The following is a 17,670-nucleotide window of genomic DNA, read 5'->3' as shown; positions in this document are numbered from 1 at the left end:
TTTGTGCGCCCAAGCGGGCGCACAGCGATCTGGGTCGCAATGAGCGGCTTGCGCCGCGTCTTCTCGATACCATCAGGAGCGCCGTTTCTGCCGACGCTGGCGGAGGCCCTGCTGGCCGGCCGGCTGGTTCCCGGCTTCCGCTTCGACGGCGATCCGCTGGCGCTGGCCGACGTCACCATCTATGTGCCGACCCGCCGTGCCGCGCGGGCGCTGCGCGGCGCCTTTGTCGACCATCTGGGTGGCCGCTCGGCGATCCTGCCGGTGGTGCGCCCGCTCGGCGAGTTCGACGAGGACGAGGCCGCGTTCGATGCCGAGGCAGCTTTGGCCATCGATCTGGCGCCGCCGATCGCTGCGCAGGAACGGCTGCTCTTGCTGGCGCCGCTGGTGCGGCTGTGGAAGAGCCATCTGCCGGCGGCGGTCGCTGCCCGTTTCAACGAGGAGATCGTCATTCCGGCCTCGGCCGCCGACGCGATCTGGCTGGCGCGCGACCTTGCCCGGCTGATGGACGAGATCGAGACCGAGGGCACGGATTGGGCCAAGCTCGCCACGCTGGTGACCGGCAATCTCGCCGGCTGGTGGCAGGTGACGTTGGATTTTCTCGGCATCGTCACCGACAACTGGCCGAAGCTGCTGGAAGAGCGCCAGCGTTCGAACCCGGCCGCGCATCGCAGCGCGCTGATCCGGCTGGAGGCGGCGCGGCTGAAACGCAATCCACCGGCCGGGCCGGTGATCGCCGCCGGCTCGACCGGCTCGATCCCGGCGACGGCCGAACTACTGGCCGCGATCGCCGGCCTGCCCAATGGCGCGATCGTGCTGCCCGGCCTCGACAGCAGGCTGGACGAGGCGTCCTTTGCAGCCCTTTCGACGCCCGGCGCGCGCCCGGCTCTGCTTGGCCACCCGCAATACGGCCTGGCCAAGCTGATCAGCGGCATCGGTGTGCTTCGGGCGGATGTCGAGGAGATCGCCGCCGCGGACCGGCCGCTGGCGCTGCGCGCGGCCCTGGTCGGCGAGGCGCTGCGGCCGGCCGAGACCACCGAGCTGTGGACCGAGACACGGCTTGCCTTCCAAGCTGGGGATATCGCCGAGGCCCTGGCCGACGTGATTTTGGTGGAAGCCGCCAGTGAACGCGATGAGGCGGTGGCGATCGCGGTGGCGCTCAAGCGCGCCGTTGAACAGCCCGGCCAGCGCGCCGCACTCGTCACCGGCGATCGTGCGCTGGCGCGGCGCGTCTCGGCGGAGCTCAAGCGCTTCGACGTCGTCGCCGACGATTCCGGCGGCACGCCTTTGGCCAACACGCCGGCCGCCAGCCTGCTGAGACTGGCGCTGCAGGCCGTGTTCCGGCCCGGCGACCCGGTCGGCCTGCTGTCGCTGCTCAAGCATCCACTGCTCAGCCTTGGCCTGGAACGCACAGGCGTGCGCCACGCGGCGGAGATCGTCGAACTGGTGGCGTTGCGCGGCGGTACCGGCCGTCCTGACGCGGCGACGCTCGCAGACCTTTTCGAGGCCCGCCTCTCGGGCCTTGGCGACAGCCGACCGCCCTTCTGGTTCTCACGCCTGACGGTGCGCGGCATCGAGAATGCGCGGGATGTGCTTGCCCGTCTCGTGGCGGCACTCTCCCCGCTCATCGCTTTTCGCGACGAGCGCGACGCCGATCTCGCCGCGCTGACGCGGGCGAGCATCGTTGCGCTGGAAAACCTCGGCCGGGCAGTGGATGGCAGCCTCGCCGACCTCTATGCCGGCGATGCCGGCGAAAAGCTTGCCGAGCTGCTGCGCGGCCTGGTCGCGGCATCGGCGCCGTTCTCCTTTGCGGCCGTCGAATGGCCCGACGTGATGGAGGCGCTGATCGCGCCGGAAACGGTCAAGCCGGCGCAAGGCACCGACCGCAACATCGCCATCTGGGGCGCGCTGGAAGCACGATTGCAAAGCGTCGACACGCTGGTCATCGGCGGGCTCAACGAAGGCGTGTGGCCGCGCAAGCCGGAAAGCGATCGCTTCATGTCGCGGCTGATGAAGACCGGAATCGACCTCGAACCGCCGGAACGGCGCATCGGCCTGGCCGCGCATGATTTCCAGATGGCGATGGGGGCGAGAAAGGTGGTGCTGACGCGCTCCGCACGTTCCGGCGACGCACCGGCGGTGCCGTCGCGCTGGCTGCAGCGCCTGCTCACCTTCATCGGCAAGGAGCATGCGGCAGAGCCGGCGCGGCGCGGCGACGAATTGCTGGCCTGGGCGCGAGCGCTCGACGCCGGCGAAAAACAGGATTTTGCGCCAAGGCCGCAGCCGAGGCCGCCGCTCGGCGTGCGGCCGCAGCACTTCTCGGTCACCGAGATCGAGACGCTGCGCCGCGACCCCTATGCGATCTACGCCAGGAGGATCCTCGGCCTGATGCCGCTCGATCCGGTGATCCGCGATCCCGGTGCGGCGGAGCGCGGCACGCTGTTTCACGCCATCCTGCATCTGTTCTCGCGCCGTGTGCCGGACCCGCGCGAGCCCGGCGCTCTCGCTGGCTTGATCGAAGCCGGCCGCATCTGCTTTACCGAGGCGGCGCTGCCGCCCGATGTCGAGGCGGTGTGGTGGCCGCGCTTCGAAAAGCTCGCCACCAACATCATCGAATGGGAACACGGCCGCGCCGACGCCGTCGCAAAACGCCATGCTGAGGAGCGTGCGGAGAGGACGACCGTCGGCCGCACCGGCGTGACGCTGTCCGGCTATGCCGATCGCGTCGATCTGCTGGCCGGCGGCATGGCCGACATACTCGACTACAAGACCGGCTCCTCGCCCTCCAAAGCGCAGGCGCATACGCTGCTGGCGCCGCAGCTGGCGCTGGAAGGCGCGCTGCTCAGGCGCGGCGCCTTCAAGACGCTCGATGTACGCGAGCCGTCGCAGCTTGCCTTCGTACGGCTGAAGCCGAATGGCGACGTGTTCGAGGAATCGATCCTCGAATACAACCGCAAGCCGAGGACCGCCTCTGACCTCGCCGAGGAGGCCTGGGCGCGACTGGAACAGCTGCTCTTCCACTATGCCGACCCGACGACCGGCTATCTGTCGCGCGCGCTGCCGTTCCGCGAGGGCGAGGCGGACGGCGATTACGACCACCTGGCGCGCGTGCTCGAATGGTCGGCTGGCGGCGACAACGACGACGAGGCGGGGGAGGCATGAAAAAGGCCTACCCGATCCCGAGCGATACCGCCTCCAGCCAAGCGCGCGCTTCCGATCCGCTGAATTCGGCCTGGGTGTCGGCCAATGCCGGCTCCGGCAAGACCCATGTGCTGGCGCAGCGCGTCATCCGGCTTTTGTTGCGCGGCACCGACCCGTCGAAGATCCTCTGCCTGACCTACACGCGCGCCGCCGCCGCCAACATGTCGAACCGGGTGTTTTCGACGCTTTCCGAATGGACGGCGCTGGGCGACACGGAACTGGCGGCACGGATCGAAGCTCTGGACGGCCGCCGGGCCGATCGCGACACGATGCGCCGGGCGCGGCGGCTGTTCGCCGAGGCGCTGGAGACGCCGGGCGGGCTGAAGATCCAGACCATCCACGCCTTCTGCGAATCGGTGCTGCACCAGTTTCCGCTGGAAGCCAACATTCCCGCGCATTTCGAAATGCTCGACCCACAGATGGAGGCGTCGCTTTTCGCTACCGCGCGACGCGACATGATTTCGGGTACCACCGCCGGCGAGGCAGGGCTGGCCGGGGCCTTCGCCACCGTGCTGGAGCGCGGCGGCGAAGCCGGTCTCGACGCGCTGCTTGCCGAGATCGTGCACAAGCGCGACGGCTTACGCGCCTTCATCGGCGCGCTTGGCCGTGACGGGCCGGGCTTCCAGCCGCTGTTCGACGAATTCCGGTTCCGCGCCGGCGAAACGGCCGAAGGCATAGCCACCTCCGTCTGGCCGCTGCCGGGTTTCCTGCCCGACTATTTTGTCGGCTTCGCCCAGACTGCCGAAGCCACCGACGCCCGCGCGGTCTTGAACAATTTGCTGCCCTATGCCCGTGCCGCCTTCGCCGAGAAGGACCCGATCCGCCGGCTGCAGATGCTCGGCAAGGCCTTCCTCAAGGCGGACGGCGACCCCTACGACCCACAAAAGGCGTTCAAAAAGGCGCTGCTCGACCGGCTGCCCGACCTTCCAGAACGCTATCTGGCTGCCGTCAATGCCATAATCGAGGTTTCGGACAGGTTGGCGCTGTTCCGAATGCTGGAAGGCACATGTGCCGCACTGACGATCGCCGGCTGGCTGATCGCGCGCTACGAGCAGCTGAAGCGCGGCCGCGGCTTCCTCGATTTCAACGATCTCATCACCCGCACAGTCAGCCTGCTGGCGCGACCCGACGCCGGGCCATGGGTGCAATACAAGCTCGACCAGGGCATCGACCATATTCTGCTGGACGAGGCGCAGGACACCAGTCCCGACCAGTGGGAGGTGGTGAAGCGGCTGACGGAAGAGTTCTTTGCCGGGCTCGGCCAACGCGAGACCGTGCAGCGGACGATGTTTGCTGTCGGCGACGAAAAGCAGTCGATCTATTCCTTCCAGGGTGCCGCGCCGGACTCGTTTGCCGACAGCCGGCATTTGTTTGCCGGACGCGTGCGCGACGCGGACGCCTCGTTCGCCGATCTCAAGCTGACATGGTCGTTCCGCTCGACCGACGACGTGCTGGCCGCGGTCGACCGCGTCTTCGCCGAACCGGGCGTACGGCGCGGCATCAGCCACGATCCCGACCCGCTGAGCCACAAGGCGATCCGGACCGACGCGCCGGGCTATGTCGAGGTCTGGCCGTCGATCGGCGCCGATGCGGTCGAGGAACCCGACGACTGGACCTTGCCGGTCAACCATGCCAGCGCGCCGGCAGTGCGCGTTGCCGAACATGTCGCCGCGACCATCCAGGCCTGGCTCCGCGACGGCGAGACCATCGAAGGCCAGGGACGGAAGCTGACGGCCGGCGACATTCTTGTGCTGGTGCGCAAGCGTGACCGCTTTGTGCACGCGCTGTCGCGCAGCCTGAAGAACCGGCAGATCCCGGTCGCCGGCGCCGACCGGCTGAGCCTGCCAGGCCATATCGCGGTCAAGGACCTGATCGCGCTCGGGCATTTCCTCATTCAGCCGGAAGACGACCTGTCACTGGCCGCCGTGCTGCGCAGCCCGATCTTCGATGTTTCCGAGGAGCAGCTGTTTGCGCTGGCAAGCGGGCGGCCATCGGGACAGTCGCTGATCGGCTCGCTGAGACTGCATGCCGACCAGGACGCCGCGCTGGCCGCCATCGTTAGCCGGCTGGATGCCTGGGCGGACGAGGCGGCGTTCAAGCCGGTGTTCGAATTCTATGCCGCGGCACTCGCCCGCGACGGGCTGCGCAAGAGAATGATCGCGCGGCTCGGACCGGAAGCCGGTGACATCATCGACGAATTCCTGAGCTTTTGTCTCGCCGAGGAACGGACCGGCCTGCCGGGGCTGGAAGCTTTCCTGGCGACGCTGGAAAGCACCGGCCCCGAGATCAAGCGTGAGATGGACCAGACCCGCGACGAAGTGCGCGTCATGACGGTGCACGCCGCCAAGGGCCTGGAGGCGCCAGTCGTCTTCCTGGTCGACGGCGGCTCGGCGCCGTTCAGCGACCAGCATCTGCCGAGGCTGATGCCGTTCCAAGGCTCTGGCGAGCATTTCGTCGGCAAGGGCTATCTCTGGCGCTCGGCCAGCGACGTCGCCAACGGCTTTTCCAAGACCGCAGCCGCCCGCGCGCGCGACCTCGCCGACGACGAGTACCGCCGGCTGCTCTATGTCGGCATGACCCGCGCCGAGGATCGGCTGATCGCCTGCGGCTATTGCGGCAAGCGCGCGCCAAGCACTGGCACCTGGCATTCGATCGTCAGCCGCGCACTGGTAGGCGCGCCGGAAAGCACTGAGCGCAAGCATCCCGCCACCGGCGAGCCCGTACACCGCTTCCACATGACCAAGCTGCCGCCGGTGGCGCTTGCGGCGAGTGGAGAGAACAGGCCGGCGCAGCAGTTCGCGCCCTTGCCCGAGAGCCTGTTCCGGCCGCTGCCGCCTTACGAGGACCTGCCGCGGCCGCTGTCGCCGTCCGGCGCTTCGGCACTGATCGACGAGGGCAAGGAAACCGTGGCCGACACACGCTCACCGGTGCTGGATGCGGAGGCGGAGCCCGGTTTTGCTGTTATGCGCGGGTTGGCGCTGCACAAACTGCTGCAGATGCTGCCCGGCATCGCCGAGGCCGAACGCCGGGATGCGGCAGAGCGCTATCTGGCGCGCGCTGGCGCCGAATGGTCCGAAGCCGAGCGCGGCAGGGCGCTCGCCTCGGTGTTCTCGATCCTTGCCGATCCGCGCTTCGCACCGCTGTTCGGTTCGTCATCGCGCGCCGAGGTTTCGATCATGGGCAGCCTCGAGGTGAAGGGCAGGAAACGCTCCATCTCCGGCAAGATCGACCGCCTGGCGGTGACATCGGGCAAAGTGTCGATCGTCGACTACAAGACCAACCGGCCGGCACCGGCGACGATTGCCGAGGTGCCGCCGGCCTATGTGCTGCAGCTCGCGCTCTATCGGGCGCTGCTTCAGCCGCTTTATCCCGGCCACGAGATCTCGGCAGCACTGCTGTTTACCGAGGCTCCAAGGCTGATCGAACTGCCGGCGGCGGTCATGGACGATGCCCTTGCTAGACTCACGGGAGCGTGACACAAGAACTGCTTGAAGAAGGGCGCGACAACCACCACATTTGGTGCAACCGAATTTTTCGAAAGGATTTCCGCATGGCCACCGTCAAGGTCGACAAGAGCAATTTCGAGGCCGATGTGCTCAACGCCAAGGAGCCGGTCGTGGTTGATTTCTGGGCCGAATGGTGTGGCCCGTGCAAGATGATCGCGCCCGCGCTCGAAGAGATCGCCACCGAACTCGGCAGCAAGGTCAAGATCGCCAAGCTGAACATCGACGAGAACCCGGAACTGGCGGCGCAGTTCGGCGTACGCTCGATCCCGACGCTGATGATCTTCAAGGGTGGCGAACGCGCCGACATCAAGGTGGGTGCCGCGCCGAAGACCGCGTTGTCACACTGGATCAACGGCAACCTCGCCTGAGCCGATTAAAATGTTGAAGGACAAGCCCGGCCGTCGCGCCGGGCTTTTTCTTTGGCGTCATAGCTCAACGTGCTCTGGCCCTCGCGCGACGATCTTCCATGTCTTCTGCTTGAAAAGGACAGGAGAACCCCATGACCGGATCCGCCAAGGCCACCGTCTTCATCGACAATGAGCGCGTCATCGTCACCGAGTACCGCTTCCAGCCGGGCGACAACACCGGCTGGCACCGCCATGGCCACGACTATGTCGTCGTGCCGCTGATGGACGGCAAGGTGAAGCTGTTGACCAAGGACGGCGAAACCTTCGCCGAAATGAAGAAGGGCGCGCCCTATTTCCGCAAGGAAGGCGTCGAGCACGACGTGATCAACGCCAATGAGGGCGAATACGCCTTCATCGAGATCGAGCTGAAATAGGCCTCTCGGGCCGCGGCGCGATCACCAGTCGGCGATGCGATCGCCGCCGGTGAATTGCGCGCTTTTCTCGGTGTATTCGAACAGCTCGATCTTCACGCCGTTGGGGTCGCGGATCCAGGCCTGCCAGGTATCATCGCAGGCGTGTTTCTTGGCCGTGACGTCGATGCCCTTCGCCCTTATGTGGGCGATCGCGGCATCGATGTTTTCCACTTCAAGGCAGAAATGGTTGATCTGGTTCAGCTCGCTGTAGCTAGCCTCGTCTTTCTGGAACACCTCGACATGGCTGCGGCCGCCGCAATTGAGGTAGAAGCCGAAAATCTTCCCGTCGCGCAGGAAATTGAACTGGGTGTCCATGCCGAGCACGTCGCGGTAGAAGCTCCGCGTCGCTTCCAGATCATGCGCGAAAATGCAGGCGTGAGCGAGCTGTTTTACCTTGATCATCACTTGCTCCTTGCGGTGATCGGGGACGGACGCTCAGGCTGGCGGCGTGCCGTTCTCGGCCAACACGGCGCCGGCCAGGTACAAAGAACCGCCGATCAGGATGCGCGGGGGCGGGCCGTCCCATGTGTCGCGCAGCAGCATCAGGGCGCTGGCGACGGAGCTGACCGGCTCGGCCGACAGGCCGGCCTCGACCGCGCGAATGGCCAGCTCGTCATTCGGCACGCCGGCATCGCTCATGCTCACCGGCACCGTGTAGACATGGCGGGCGAGGCCCTTGAAGGCGCGGAAATAGCCGCTCTGGTCCTTGGTGTTGATCATGCCGGAGATCAGGAACAGCGGACGCGGGTTCTTGTCCTCCTGCTCGGCCAGCGCCTCGGCGACGACGATGCCGGCGCCGGGATTGTGGCCGCCGTCGAGCCAGATGTCGGCGCCCTTCGGCGCGAGCTCGGCCAGACGGCCCTGTGCCAGTTTTTGCATGCGGCCCGGCCAGGCGACGCTGGTCATCGCCTTCTCGGCGGCGCGGTGGCTGATCTCGAAACCCGCCGCCTTGACCGCGGCGATCGCCGCCGCCGCATTGGCGAACTGGTGACGCCCCGGCAGGCGCGGCGGCGGCAGGTCCATCAAGCCGTCCTCGTCCTGGTAGACCATGCGGCCGTTCTCCTCGTAGGCGAGGAAATCCTGGCCGTAGACGAAGGTCGGGCAATCGAGCCGCTCGGCGGTTTCGATCAGCACCTGCAGCGCCGTCTCGGTTTCCTGGGCGCCGATGACAACCGGGCAGCCGGGCTTGATGATGCCGGCCTTTTCGGCGGCGATCAGCTCGACGCGGTCGCCGAGATAGGCCTCGTGGTCGAGCGAGACCGGCATGATCACCGACACCGCCGACCTGGCCACGACATTGGTGGCGTCGAAGCGGCCACCGAGGCCGACCTCGATGATGGCGGCGGCGGCCGGATGTTCGGAAAACAGGATGAAGGTGACGGCGGTGAGGATCTCGAAGACGGTGATCTTCTGGCCTGCATTGGCCTTGGCGACGCGGGCGATGGCCTCGGCAAAGATCTCATCGTCGACCAGCCTGCCGCCACCCTCGGCCGCAAGACGGTAGCGCTCATGCCAGTTCACCAGATGCGGGGAAGTGTGCACGTGGACCAGATGCCCGGCGGCTTCGAGCAGCGCCCGCGAGAAGGCTGCGCATGAGCCCTTGCCGTTGGTGCCGGCGATGTGGATGACCGGCGGCAGCCGGTCCTGCGGGTTGCCGAGACGTTCGAGCAGCCGCGAAATGCGGTCGAGCGAAAGGTCGAAGCCTTTCGGGTGAAGCGCCATCAGGGCTTCGATTTCGCGGTCGGCGGCAAGCGTGGTCATAAAAGAATCCTAAGCGTGCGCGGAGTCTCGCGCAATCGCGGTTCGCGGCTAAGAAAGTCGCGTCAGGCCTGCGGCCGTGCTTCCGGCTGGGTCAGCGCCGGCGGCAGGATTTCCGGCTCCAGCGGCTTCTGCTCTTCCGGCATCTTGAGCAGCATCTTCAACAGTCGCGAAATCGTCTGGCGCAATTCGAGCCTCGACACCACCATGTCGACCATGCCGTGCTCCATCAGATATTCGGCGCGCTGGAAGCCGTCGGGCAGTTTTTCGCGGATGGTCTGCTCGATGACGCGCGGCCCGGCAAAGCCGATCAGCGCGCCGGGCTCGGCGATGTGGACATCGCCCAGCATGGCGTAGGAGGCGGTGACGCCGCCGGTGGTCGGGTTGGTGAGCACGACGATGTAGGGAAGGCCGGCCTCCTTCAGCCGGTCGACACCGACCGTGGTGCGCGGCAACTGCATCAGCGAGAGAATGCCTTCCTGCATGCGGGCGCCGCCGGAGGCAGCGAACAGGATCATCGGCCGCTTGCGCTGCAGGGCGACCTCGAAGGCGTGCACAATGGCGTCGCCGGCGGCCATGCCGAGCGAGCCGCCCATGAAGGCGAAATCCTGCACCGTGACCACCACCGGGAGGCCGTCGATGCTGCCCAGCGCATTGACGATGGCGTCCTCCAGCCCGGTCTTGGCCTTGGCGTCCTTCAGCCGGTCGGTGTAGCGCTTCTCGTCCCTAAACTTCAGCGGGTCTTGCACGACCTTGGGGTTTTCGAGCGTCTCGTATCTGCCGTCGTCGAAGAAATATTTCAGCCGCTCCTTGGCCGAGATCTTCATGTGGTGGCCGGAAGACGGGATGACGAACTGGTTCTGCTCCAGGTCCTTGTGGAACACCATCTCGCCGGTCTCGGGATCCTTGATCCAGAGGTTTTCGGGCATGTCGGTGCGACGGCCGAGCATCGAATTGATCTTCGGGCGGACGTAATTGGTGATCCAGTTCATCGCTTCGGCTCCTGTCCTGACGAAGAGGTAGGAAGATTATTCGGCGGCAGCAAGGCGAGCCGAGCGCACGCCTTGCGACAGTCCGCTGACAAAAGTGGCGACCGCTTCGGCCGGATCGGCGGTCTTTTCACCCTTGGGTCCGAGCACATTGGCGACCGCATTGACGATCGCGGTGCCAACGACCACGCCATCGGCATTGGCACCGATGGTGCGCGCCTGCTCGGCGGTCTTGACGCCAAAGCCGACACAGACCGGCAGGTCGGTGTGACCTTTGATGCGCTTGACCGCGGCGGCAACCTTGTTGGTGTCGGCCAGAGCAGAGCCGGTGATGCCGGTCATCGAGACATAGTAGACGAAGCCGGAGGTGTTCTGCAGCACCTTGGGCAGGCGCTTGTCGTCGGTGGTCGGCGTCGCCAGGCGGATGAAGTTGATGCCGGCCTTGAGCGCCGGGATGCAGAGTTCCTCGTCCATTTCCGGTGGCAGGTCGACGACGATCAGCCCGTCGATGCCGCTGGCGATCGCGTCCTTGAGGAAACGGTCGACACCATAGATGTAGATCGGGTTGTAGTAGCCCATCAGGACGATCGGCGTTTCATTGTCACTGGTCCGGAATTCTGCCGCCATCTGCAGCGTCTTGACCAGCGTCTGGCCGCCCTTCAGCGCACGCAGGCCGGCCGCCTGGATCGCCGGGCCGTCGGCCATCGGATCGGAAAACGGCATGCCCATTTCGATGATGTCGGCGCCTGCCTTCGGCAGCGCCTTCATGATCGACAGAGCGGTGTCGTAGTCCGGATCGCCGCTCATGAAATAAGTAACTAAAGCTGGGCGGCCTTCGGCTTTCAGTTTTGCCATGCGGCGGTCGATGCGGGTGGTCATGATCAGATCTCCATGCCCAGCATCGAGGCCACCGTGTGCACGTCCTTGTCGCCGCGGCCGGACAGGTTGACGATGACGATCTGGTCCTTGTCCATGGCCGGCACGATCTTGACCGCATGCGCGATGGCATGGGCCGATTCCAGCGCCGGGATGATGCCTTCGACGCGCGTCGTCAGCTGGAACGCTTCCAGCGCCTCGTCATCGAGGATGGGGACATATTCGACGCGGCCGCTATCGCGCAGCCAGGAATGCTCCGGGCCGACGCCCGGATAGTCGAGGCCGGCCGAGATCGAATGGCCATCCATGATCTGGCCGTCGGCATTCTGTAAGAGATAGGTGCGGTTGCCATGCAGCACGCCGGGCGCGCCGGCATTCATCGAGGCGCAGTGCTCGATGCCGTCGAGGCCGCGGCCGCCGGCTTCGATGCCGATGATGCGGACCTGCCTGTCGTCGAGGAAGGGATGGAACATGCCGATGGCGTTCGAACCGCCGCCGACGCAGGCGATGATGGTGTCGGGCAGCCGGCCTTCCTGCTCGAGGATCTGGGCGCGCGCCTCGGACCCGATGACCGACTGGAAGTCGCGCACCAGCTCCGGATAGGGATGCGGGCCGGCGGCGGTGCCGATCAGGTAATAGGTGTCCTCGACATTGGTCACCCAGTCGCGCAGCGCTTCGTTCATGGCGTCCTTCAGCGTGCCGTGGCCGGCGGTCACCGGCCTGACTTCGGCGCCAAGCAGCTTCATGCGGAAGACATTGGGGCTTTGGCGGGCGACGTCGGTGGCGCCCATATAGACGACGCACGGATAGCCGAAGCGGGCCGCGACCGTGGCCGAGGCGACACCATGCTGGCCGGCGCCGGTCTCGGCGATGATGCGCTTCTTGCCCATGCGCTTGGCGAGCAGGATCTGACCGAGGCAGTTGTTGATCTTGTGCGAACCGGTGTGGTTCAGGTCTTCGCGCTTGAAGTAGACCTTGGCGCCGCCGAGATGTTTCGTCAGGCCTTCGGCGAAATAAAGTTTTGACGGCCGCCCGGCATAGTGGGTCGACAGGTTCTGCAGTTCGGCTTTGAAATCGGGATCGTTCTTGACCTCGTTCCAGTGCCGCTCCAGGTCGAGAATCAGCGGCATCAGCGTCTCGGCGACAAAGCGGCCGCCAAAGATGCCGAACATACCCTGCTCGTCGGGTCCGGTGCGGAAGGAATTGGGTGTCGCCGGCTTGTCCATCGCCGATCTCCTGCATCTGGTCTTGAGCATGTCCTAGGCGGAAAACCGGTTCCCACTTTTCCGGGACATGCTTTGGTTTAGAGCACGCTCAGGCGGCGCGGTTGTCGCGTGCGGCCCTGACGGCCCGGAAAAACTGCTCGATCAGCGCCGGCTCCTTGACGCCCGGCACGCTTTCCACGCCCGACGAAATGTCTATTCCGGGCGGATTGGCAAGCTGGAGGGCATCGCCGATATTGGCGGCGTTGAGCCCACCGGAAAGCATGTAATCGACGCCGGCGTCAAGGCCGGCCAGAATGCGCCAGTCGAAGGCGATGCCGTTGCCACCCGGCAATTCCGATCCTTTCGGCGGCTTGGCATCGAACAGGAAGCGGTCGGCGATGCCGATGAAGGGCTTTATCCGCTCGATATCCGCTGCCTCGCTGACCGACAGCGCCTTCATGACCGGCAGGCCGTAGCGGGCCTTCACTTCGACAACCCGCTCGGGTGTTTCCGAGCCGTGGAGCTGCAGCATTTCGGGGCTCATTTTCGCGACGATCTCGTCGAGAAATGCGTCGCTGGCGTCGACGGTGACGGCGACCGCCTTGGCCTTGCCGCGCGCCGCTTCGCGCAGACGACCGGCTTCAGCCGGGTCGACGTAGCGCGGGCTCTTGGCAAAGAAAATAAAACCGACATGGCTGGCGCCGCCGGCCAGCGCCGCGGCCAGTGCCTCGTCGGTCTTCAACCCGCATATCTTGATGTCGTGCGCCATGGCGCGGGGATTGGCACGAAACGGCAAAAGAGTCGAGAAAAAGCATGCTGTTGCCGCCGGAGAGGAAAGCGCTACCTTTCCATAAGGGAACACAGGCGGGAGAAACGACCATGGCAGACCAGAGCGTCGTCCAACTCAGGCAGAAGATCGCGCAGGCGCGCGAAGTCATCGCGCATCTGATGGACAAGGCCGCCTTCAACGGCGCCGAGGCGCACCGCGCGCTCGACTATTTCGGCGGCGACGCCTTCGAGCGGAATTTCCTGCCGTGGCCGCGCCAGGGCGATGAGGGCTTGCGGCCGGAGGAGTTGAACGCGGCGAATGACGATTGAGCCGACCGGCCGAGGCCGGTTCGGGCGCGTTAGTCGAAAACAATCGCCTGCAGCGCGCCGCCATTGCGCTTCAGCCAGTCCTTGCAGCGCTCGGTGTCGGGGCAGAGCTGTTCGCACAATTTCCAGAATTTCGGGCCGTGGTTCATCTCCTTGAGATGCGCCACCTCATGCGCCACCAGGTAGTTTATGACCGGCGCGGGCGCCATCATGATGCGCCAGGAGAAGGATAGATTGCCGTCGGAGGTGCACGAACCCCAGCGGCTCGACGTGTCCTTGAAGCGGATCGCCTTGGCGCGCTTGCCGATCGCGGCGCTGTGCTTGACCACCAGGCGCTCGATCTCGCGCTTGGCCTCGCGCTTGAGGAAATCGGCGATGCGGCGCGGCAGGTGCACGCGCTCGCCATGCACGATCAGCAGCGGGCCGCGCTCGTCGCGCGACACGGTGACGGTGCCGCGTTTCGCCGGCTCATGGACGATGCGGTGCGCCACTCCCCGCACCGGGATCTTGATGCCTGGTCTTACTTGTGGACGGGTCGGCACCTTGGCCAGCCGCTGCTCCAGCCAGTCCTGGTGACGGTCGAGGAATTTTTCGACCTCGCCGCGGCGCAGCCCCGGCGGCACGGTGATGCGCAGGCCCTGACCGCCGGAATCGATGCGCAGCGTGAGGCGCCGCGCCCTGGCGCTCTCGACGATCTTGAGCGGCAGCGTGCGGCCAGCGACGCTATGCTCGCGCTCGACGACGGGCGAGGGCTTGGGCTTGGTCAGGTTGCGGAAGAAGCCGAAGGACATGGCTGGACGATACGCGATTCGAGGAAAACGGCCAGTGGAGCGAAGCTGAAAGAGAACAAAAAAGAAACGGCGCCGCTTGCGCGACGCCGTTTGTCATGCCGAGACCTGTCGCGCGGCCTCAGTCGTCAAGCAGGTTCGAACCCTTGCCACGCTTGGTGGTCGCCGACTTGCTCGACTCAGTCGTCGTCGGGCTGGTCGACTTGTTGCGGTTCGCCATGAAGCGGTCGAACTCGTCCTGGTCCTTGGCGCGGCGCAGTTCGCGAGCGTAGTCGTCGAACTCGGTCAGCATCTCGTCGAGCTTGCGGCGCTCTTCGGCGAGGCGCTCAAGCTCCTTTTCGCGCCAGTCGTCGAAAGCGACGTTGCCGGTGCGGGCGGAGCCGTGGCCCCAGCGCGCGGCCTTGTCGGAACCGCGGCGGCAGCCGGCGAAGATACCGTCCGTGGCGCGGTTGACGTCGCGCTTGAAGCCGTCGAGCCGGTCGCCCCAGATGATGTAGGCGAGCATGGCGAAGCCGAGCGGCCAGAACACCATGAAGCCGATCACCATCAACGCGATGGTCGCCGGCGTCCAGGCCGGGCGGATCAAAGCAGTCGTGTTCATTTTCTCCCAGTCCTTCCGTTGGAGACAGCCAATTGCGGCTGCGTGGAATCGAAATGGGATGGGGAAAACGGCTATTCAAGACAGATCCGGCCAAAACCGGACAAAGGGCTGAAATGATTATTTCTTTTTGAGCATTTCGAGGAAAAGCACGGCCAGGCCGGCAACCAGGCCCCAGAACGCGGCGCCGACGCCAAACAGCGTCAGCCCGGAAGCGGTGACGGCGAAGGTGACGGTGGCGGCCATGCGCTCGCTCTCCTCCTTGAGCGCGATCGACAGCGCGTTGGCCAAAGGCGCCATCAGCGCCAGGCCGGCGACCAGCACGATCAGGCTCTGCGGCAGGACAGCGAAGATTGCCACCAGCGAGGCGCCGAAGATGGCGAAGACCAGATAGGCCAGTGCATAGAAGGGACCCGTCTTCCAGCGCTCGGCCGGGTCGGGATGCACGTCCGGCCCGGTGCAGATCGCCGCCGAGATTGCCGCCAGATTGGTGGTCGAGGCGCCGAACGGCGCCGTCAGCAGCGACAACAGGCCAGTGACGCCGATCAGCGGACCGGGCTCGGGATGGTAACCGGCGGCCCTCAGCACGGCGAGGCCGGACAGGTTCTGCGAGGCCATGGTGACGAGGTAGAGCGGCAAGGCCAGGCCGATGATCGACGCAGCGCTGAAATGCGGCGCAATCAGTGTGAGGGTCGACAGTTCCGGCGTCGGCAGGCCGCCGACACGGCCGGTGAGGAAGGCGGCGAGGCCGCCGCCGATCAACACCGCAAGAACCGACAGTGCCGGGTTGAACAGGCGGATGACAAAAAATGTCCCGATCAGCGGCAGGATCAGCCAGGGGTCGGCGGGAATGGTCTTGACCGCGCCGGTGGCGAAGCTGACGAGGATGCCGGCCAGCATGCCGGAAGCAACCGAGGCCGGTATCCTGGCGATCAGCTGGGTCAGCGGCTTGAACAGGCCGGTGGCGATCAACAGGATGGCGGTGACGATGAAGGCGCCCACCGCGTCATTTACCGTAAAGCCGCTCGATGCCGCGATCAGCGCCAGGCCCGGCGTCGACCAGGCGGTGATGACGGGCATTTTCGTGCGCCAGGACAGCCACAGGCACTCGATGGTCATCGCCAGGCACACTGCGGTGACCCAGCTCGCCGTCTCGACCTGGGTGGCGCCGACCGCCTTGGCGGCGGCGATGACAATGGCCAGGGTGCCGCCAAAGCCGACGATTGCCGCGACAAAGGCGGATATCGGGATGGAAATGCGCATGGCCTACCCTGCTCGCCGCACCATGTCGCCCACTGCCCGCAACAGCATGTCGAGATCCTGCGGTCGCGACAGGCGGTGGTCGCCATCGGGGATGAGCGACAGCGTCACGTCATCGGCCGGCAGCAGGGCGGCGAGTTTCAGCGCATGGCTCGACGGCACGTCGGCGTCGGCCAGGCCCTGCAGGATGTGGACCGGGCAATGGGTGTCGATCGGCCCGGCCATGACAAGGTTCTTCCTGCCGTCCTCGATCAAGGCGCGCGTATAGATGTAGGGCTCGGCCGAATAGTCGGACGGCTCCTCGAAGAACCCCTTCTCAGTGAGATCGCGCTTCTGCGCCTCGGTCAGCACCGGCTCGACCAGCTCGGCGGTGAAATCCGGCGCGGGAGCCAGCAGCACCAGGCCGGCGATGCTGTCGTCACCCGCCTTGTGCAATTCCTGGATCATGCGCAACGCGATCCAGGCGCCCATGGAGGAGCCGACCAGGACCTGCTTGCCCTTGGTGAAGTGACGGAAGACGGCAAGGCTTTGCCCGAGCCATTTCGAAATGGTGCCGTCGGCAAAGGCGCCGCCCGATTCGCCGTGGCCGGAATAGTCGTGGCGCAGGAAGGCGCGGCCTTCCTTTGCCGTCCACTCAGCCAGCGTCTCGGCCTTGGTGCCCAGCATGTCGGATTTGTAGCCGCCGAGCCAGACGACGCCTGGCGCAGCCCCCGGCGCGCGTCTGACGGCGATATCGGTTCCCTCGACTTCCAGAAACTCAGGCGCAGTGGCGGTCATGGCTTTCCCTCACGCCGGGTCTTTTGGCACAGCCGGGCGTTCAACGAAAAGCGGCCTGCAACTTTCTTTGCTTGGTGCAAGCTCGCGATCAGGTGATTTCCTGAGAAGGCTGTGCTATTGACTTGCGCCGCGCGCTCACCACATTGGCGCGTCCTGAACATCCGAACTGAAGAACCCTGAACGAAACGGCTCAAGGAGACCACGACCATTCGCAGACCTTTCAAAGCAGCGGCGCCCACCAAGGATGGGCCGCGCTCCAACCGCGACATCCGGGTTCCCCGGGTCCAGCTTATCGACGCAGAAGGCCAGAACCGCGGCGACGTTTCCATCAACGACGCATTGCTGCTCGCCGAAGAGGCCGGGCTCGATCTGGTCGAGATATCGCCCAATGCGGTACCGCCCGTCGTCAAAATCCTCGATCTCGGCAAGTTGAAATACGCCAACCAGAAGAAGGCGGCCGAGGCGCGCAAGAACCAGAAGGTCATCGAGATCAAGGAGATCAAGATGCGCCCGAACATCGACAGCCACGACTACGAGACCAAGATGAAGGCCGTGCGGCGCTTCTTCGAGGAAGGCGACAAGGTCAAGCTGACGCTGCGCTTCCGTGGCCGCGAGATGGCGCATATGGAACTCGGCATGCAGCTTCTGAACAAGGTCCGCGAGGAAGTGGCGCCGATCGCCAAGGTCGAAGCGGAACCGAAGCTCGAAGGCCGCCAGATGATGATGGTGCTGGCACCCCGCTGATCACGATCAGTTCAGCGTGGTCATCGCGCTTAAATCCGCCTGAATCATACCCCAGG

16 protein-coding genes are annotated in these 17,670 nt (G+C 65.6%); 6 read left to right on the top strand and 10 right to left on the bottom strand.

Features of this window, described 5'->3' with window-relative positions; translation table 11 throughout:
• Positions 1-39: 39 nt before the first annotated feature.
• From addB to A6B35_RS04955, 4 genes are all read left to right on the top strand, one after another.
• A complete protein-coding gene (gene addB / locus A6B35_RS04970; protein WP_006201265.1) occupies positions 40-3,159 on the top strand; it encodes a double-strand break repair protein AddB in 3,120 nt (1,039 codons plus the stop codon).
• The gene (gene addA, locus A6B35_RS04965; protein ID WP_006201264.1) at positions 3,156-6,674 is read left to right on the top strand and encodes a double-strand break repair helicase AddA; all 3,519 of its coding nucleotides are present in this window, start codon (positions 3,156-3,158) and stop codon (positions 6,672-6,674) included. The genes addB and addA overlap by 4 nt, the downstream gene beginning before the upstream one ends.
• Before the next feature lie 74 nt (positions 6,675-6,748).
• Positions 6,749-7,072, top strand: coding sequence for a thioredoxin (trxA, locus tag A6B35_RS04960; protein ID WP_006201263.1), 324 nt, complete (start codon positions 6,749-6,751; stop codon positions 7,070-7,072).
• 131 nt (positions 7,073-7,203) lie between these two features.
• Positions 7,204-7,485: a cupin domain-containing protein gene (locus A6B35_RS04955; RefSeq protein WP_006201262.1), complete on the top strand. Its 282-nt coding sequence runs from the start codon at positions 7,204-7,206 to the stop codon at positions 7,483-7,485.
• A 21-nt stretch (positions 7,486-7,506) separates the two neighbouring features.
• On the opposite strand, the gene A6B35_RS04950 is transcribed toward A6B35_RS04955, so the two are convergent.
• The 6 genes from A6B35_RS04950 to A6B35_RS04925 form a co-directional block, all read right to left on the bottom strand.
• A complete protein-coding gene (locus tag A6B35_RS04950) occupies positions 7,507-7,926 on the bottom strand; it encodes a VOC family protein (RefSeq protein ID WP_006201261.1) in 420 nt (139 codons plus the stop codon).
• Positions 7,927-7,959: 33 nt separating this feature from the next.
• Positions 7,960-9,285, bottom strand: coding sequence for a bifunctional folylpolyglutamate synthase/dihydrofolate synthase (locus A6B35_RS04945; protein WP_006201260.1), 1,326 nt, complete (start codon positions 9,283-9,285; stop codon positions 7,960-7,962).
• A gap of 62 nt (positions 9,286-9,347) precedes the next feature.
• A complete protein-coding gene (gene accD, locus A6B35_RS04940; RefSeq protein ID WP_006201259.1) occupies positions 9,348-10,274 on the bottom strand; it encodes an acetyl-CoA carboxylase, carboxyltransferase subunit beta in 927 nt (308 codons plus the stop codon).
• Positions 10,275-10,310: 36 nt separating this feature from the next.
• Entirely contained in the window at positions 10,311-11,150 is an 840-nt protein-coding gene (gene trpA, locus A6B35_RS04935) for a tryptophan synthase subunit alpha (protein WP_006201258.1), read from the bottom strand.
• 2 nt (positions 11,151-11,152) lie between these two features.
• Entirely contained in the window at positions 11,153-12,373 is a 1,221-nt protein-coding gene (gene trpB, locus A6B35_RS04930) for a tryptophan synthase subunit beta (protein ID WP_006201257.1), read from the bottom strand.
• A gap of 88 nt (positions 12,374-12,461) precedes the next feature.
• Positions 12,462-13,121: a phosphoribosylanthranilate isomerase gene (locus tag A6B35_RS04925; RefSeq protein WP_006201256.1), complete on the bottom strand. Its 660-nt coding sequence runs from the start codon at positions 13,119-13,121 to the stop codon at positions 12,462-12,464.
• A gap of 110 nt (positions 13,122-13,231) precedes the next feature.
• Between A6B35_RS04925 and A6B35_RS04920 the strand changes: the two genes are divergently transcribed.
• On the top strand, positions 13,232-13,450 hold the full coding sequence (locus A6B35_RS04920) for a hypothetical protein (protein ID WP_006201255.1): 219 nt from the start codon (positions 13,232-13,234) through the stop codon (positions 13,448-13,450).
• Between the two features lie 29 nt (positions 13,451-13,479).
• On the opposite strand, the gene A6B35_RS04915 is transcribed toward A6B35_RS04920, so the two are convergent.
• The 4 genes from A6B35_RS04915 to A6B35_RS04900 all read right to left on the bottom strand — a co-directional run bounded on the left by A6B35_RS04915 (position 13,480) and on the right by A6B35_RS04900 (position 16,870).
• Positions 13,480-14,238, bottom strand: a complete 759-nt coding sequence (locus tag A6B35_RS04915) for a M48 family metallopeptidase (RefSeq protein WP_006201254.1) — start codon at positions 14,236-14,238, stop codon at positions 13,480-13,482.
• 118 nt (positions 14,239-14,356) lie between these two features.
• On the bottom strand, positions 14,357-14,836 hold the full coding sequence (locus tag A6B35_RS04910; protein WP_006201253.1) for a DUF2852 domain-containing protein: 480 nt from the start codon (positions 14,834-14,836) through the stop codon (positions 14,357-14,359).
• A gap of 117 nt (positions 14,837-14,953) precedes the next feature.
• The gene (locus A6B35_RS04905; protein WP_006201252.1) at positions 14,954-16,096 is read right to left on the bottom strand and encodes a benzoate/H(+) symporter BenE family transporter; all 1,143 of its coding nucleotides are present in this window, start codon (positions 16,094-16,096) and stop codon (positions 14,954-14,956) included.
• A gap of 3 nt (positions 16,097-16,099) precedes the next feature.
• Positions 16,100-16,870: an alpha/beta hydrolase gene (locus tag A6B35_RS04900; protein WP_006201251.1), complete on the bottom strand. Its 771-nt coding sequence runs from the start codon at positions 16,868-16,870 to the stop codon at positions 16,100-16,102.
• 207 nt (positions 16,871-17,077) lie between these two features.
• On the opposite strand from A6B35_RS04900, the gene infC reads away from it, so the two are divergent.
• A complete protein-coding gene (gene infC / locus A6B35_RS04895) occupies positions 17,078-17,614 on the top strand; it encodes a translation initiation factor IF-3 (RefSeq protein WP_081482097.1) in 537 nt (178 codons plus the stop codon).
• The last annotated feature ends 56 nt before the right edge of the window (positions 17,615-17,670 follow it).

The organism is Mesorhizobium amorphae CCNWGS0123 (genome assembly GCF_001686985.1).
Taxonomy (GTDB): Bacteria; Pseudomonadota; Alphaproteobacteria; order Rhizobiales; family Rhizobiaceae; genus Mesorhizobium; species Mesorhizobium amorphae.
Note: the sequence above shows the minus strand (reverse complement) of the source record. Positions and strands in the feature narration are given on the sequence as shown.

Excerpts from the sequence above, each read along its gene's own strand:
- addB (WP_006201265.1), top strand. The coding sequence starts at position 40 with ATGAGCGGCTTGCGCCGCGTCTTCTCGATACCATCAGGAGCGCCGTTT.
- addA (WP_006201264.1), top strand. The coding sequence starts at position 3,156 with ATGAAAAAGGCCTACCCGATCCCGAGCGATACCGCCTCCAGCCAAGCG.
- trxA (WP_006201263.1), top strand. The coding sequence starts at position 6,749 with ATGGCCACCGTCAAGGTCGACAAGAGCAATTTCGAGGCCGATGTGCTC.
- A6B35_RS04955 (WP_006201262.1), top strand. The coding sequence starts at position 7,204 with ATGACCGGATCCGCCAAGGCCACCGTCTTCATCGACAATGAGCGCGTC.
- A6B35_RS04950 (WP_006201261.1), bottom strand. The coding sequence starts at position 7,926 with ATGATCAAGGTAAAACAGCTCGCTCACGCCTGCATTTTCGCGCATGAT.
- A6B35_RS04945 (WP_006201260.1), bottom strand. The coding sequence starts at position 9,285 with ATGACCACGCTTGCCGCCGACCGCGAAATCGAAGCCCTGATGGCGCTT.
- accD (WP_006201259.1), bottom strand. The coding sequence starts at position 10,274 with ATGAACTGGATCACCAATTACGTCCGCCCGAAGATCAATTCGATGCTC.
- trpA (WP_006201258.1), bottom strand. The coding sequence starts at position 11,150 with ATGACCACCCGCATCGACCGCCGCATGGCAAAACTGAAAGCCGAAGGC.
- trpB (WP_006201257.1), bottom strand. The coding sequence starts at position 12,373 with ATGGACAAGCCGGCGACACCCAATTCCTTCCGCACCGGACCCGACGAG.
- A6B35_RS04925 (WP_006201256.1), bottom strand. The coding sequence starts at position 13,121 with ATGGCGCACGACATCAAGATATGCGGGTTGAAGACCGACGAGGCACTG.
- A6B35_RS04920 (WP_006201255.1), top strand. The coding sequence starts at position 13,232 with ATGGCAGACCAGAGCGTCGTCCAACTCAGGCAGAAGATCGCGCAGGCG.
- A6B35_RS04915 (WP_006201254.1), bottom strand. The coding sequence starts at position 14,238 with ATGTCCTTCGGCTTCTTCCGCAACCTGACCAAGCCCAAGCCCTCGCCC.
- A6B35_RS04910 (WP_006201253.1), bottom strand. The coding sequence starts at position 14,836 with ATGAACACGACTGCTTTGATCCGCCCGGCCTGGACGCCGGCGACCATC.
- A6B35_RS04905 (WP_006201252.1), bottom strand. The coding sequence starts at position 16,096 with ATGCGCATTTCCATCCCGATATCCGCCTTTGTCGCGGCAATCGTCGGC.
- A6B35_RS04900 (WP_006201251.1), bottom strand. The coding sequence starts at position 16,870 with ATGACCGCCACTGCGCCTGAGTTTCTGGAAGTCGAGGGAACCGATATC.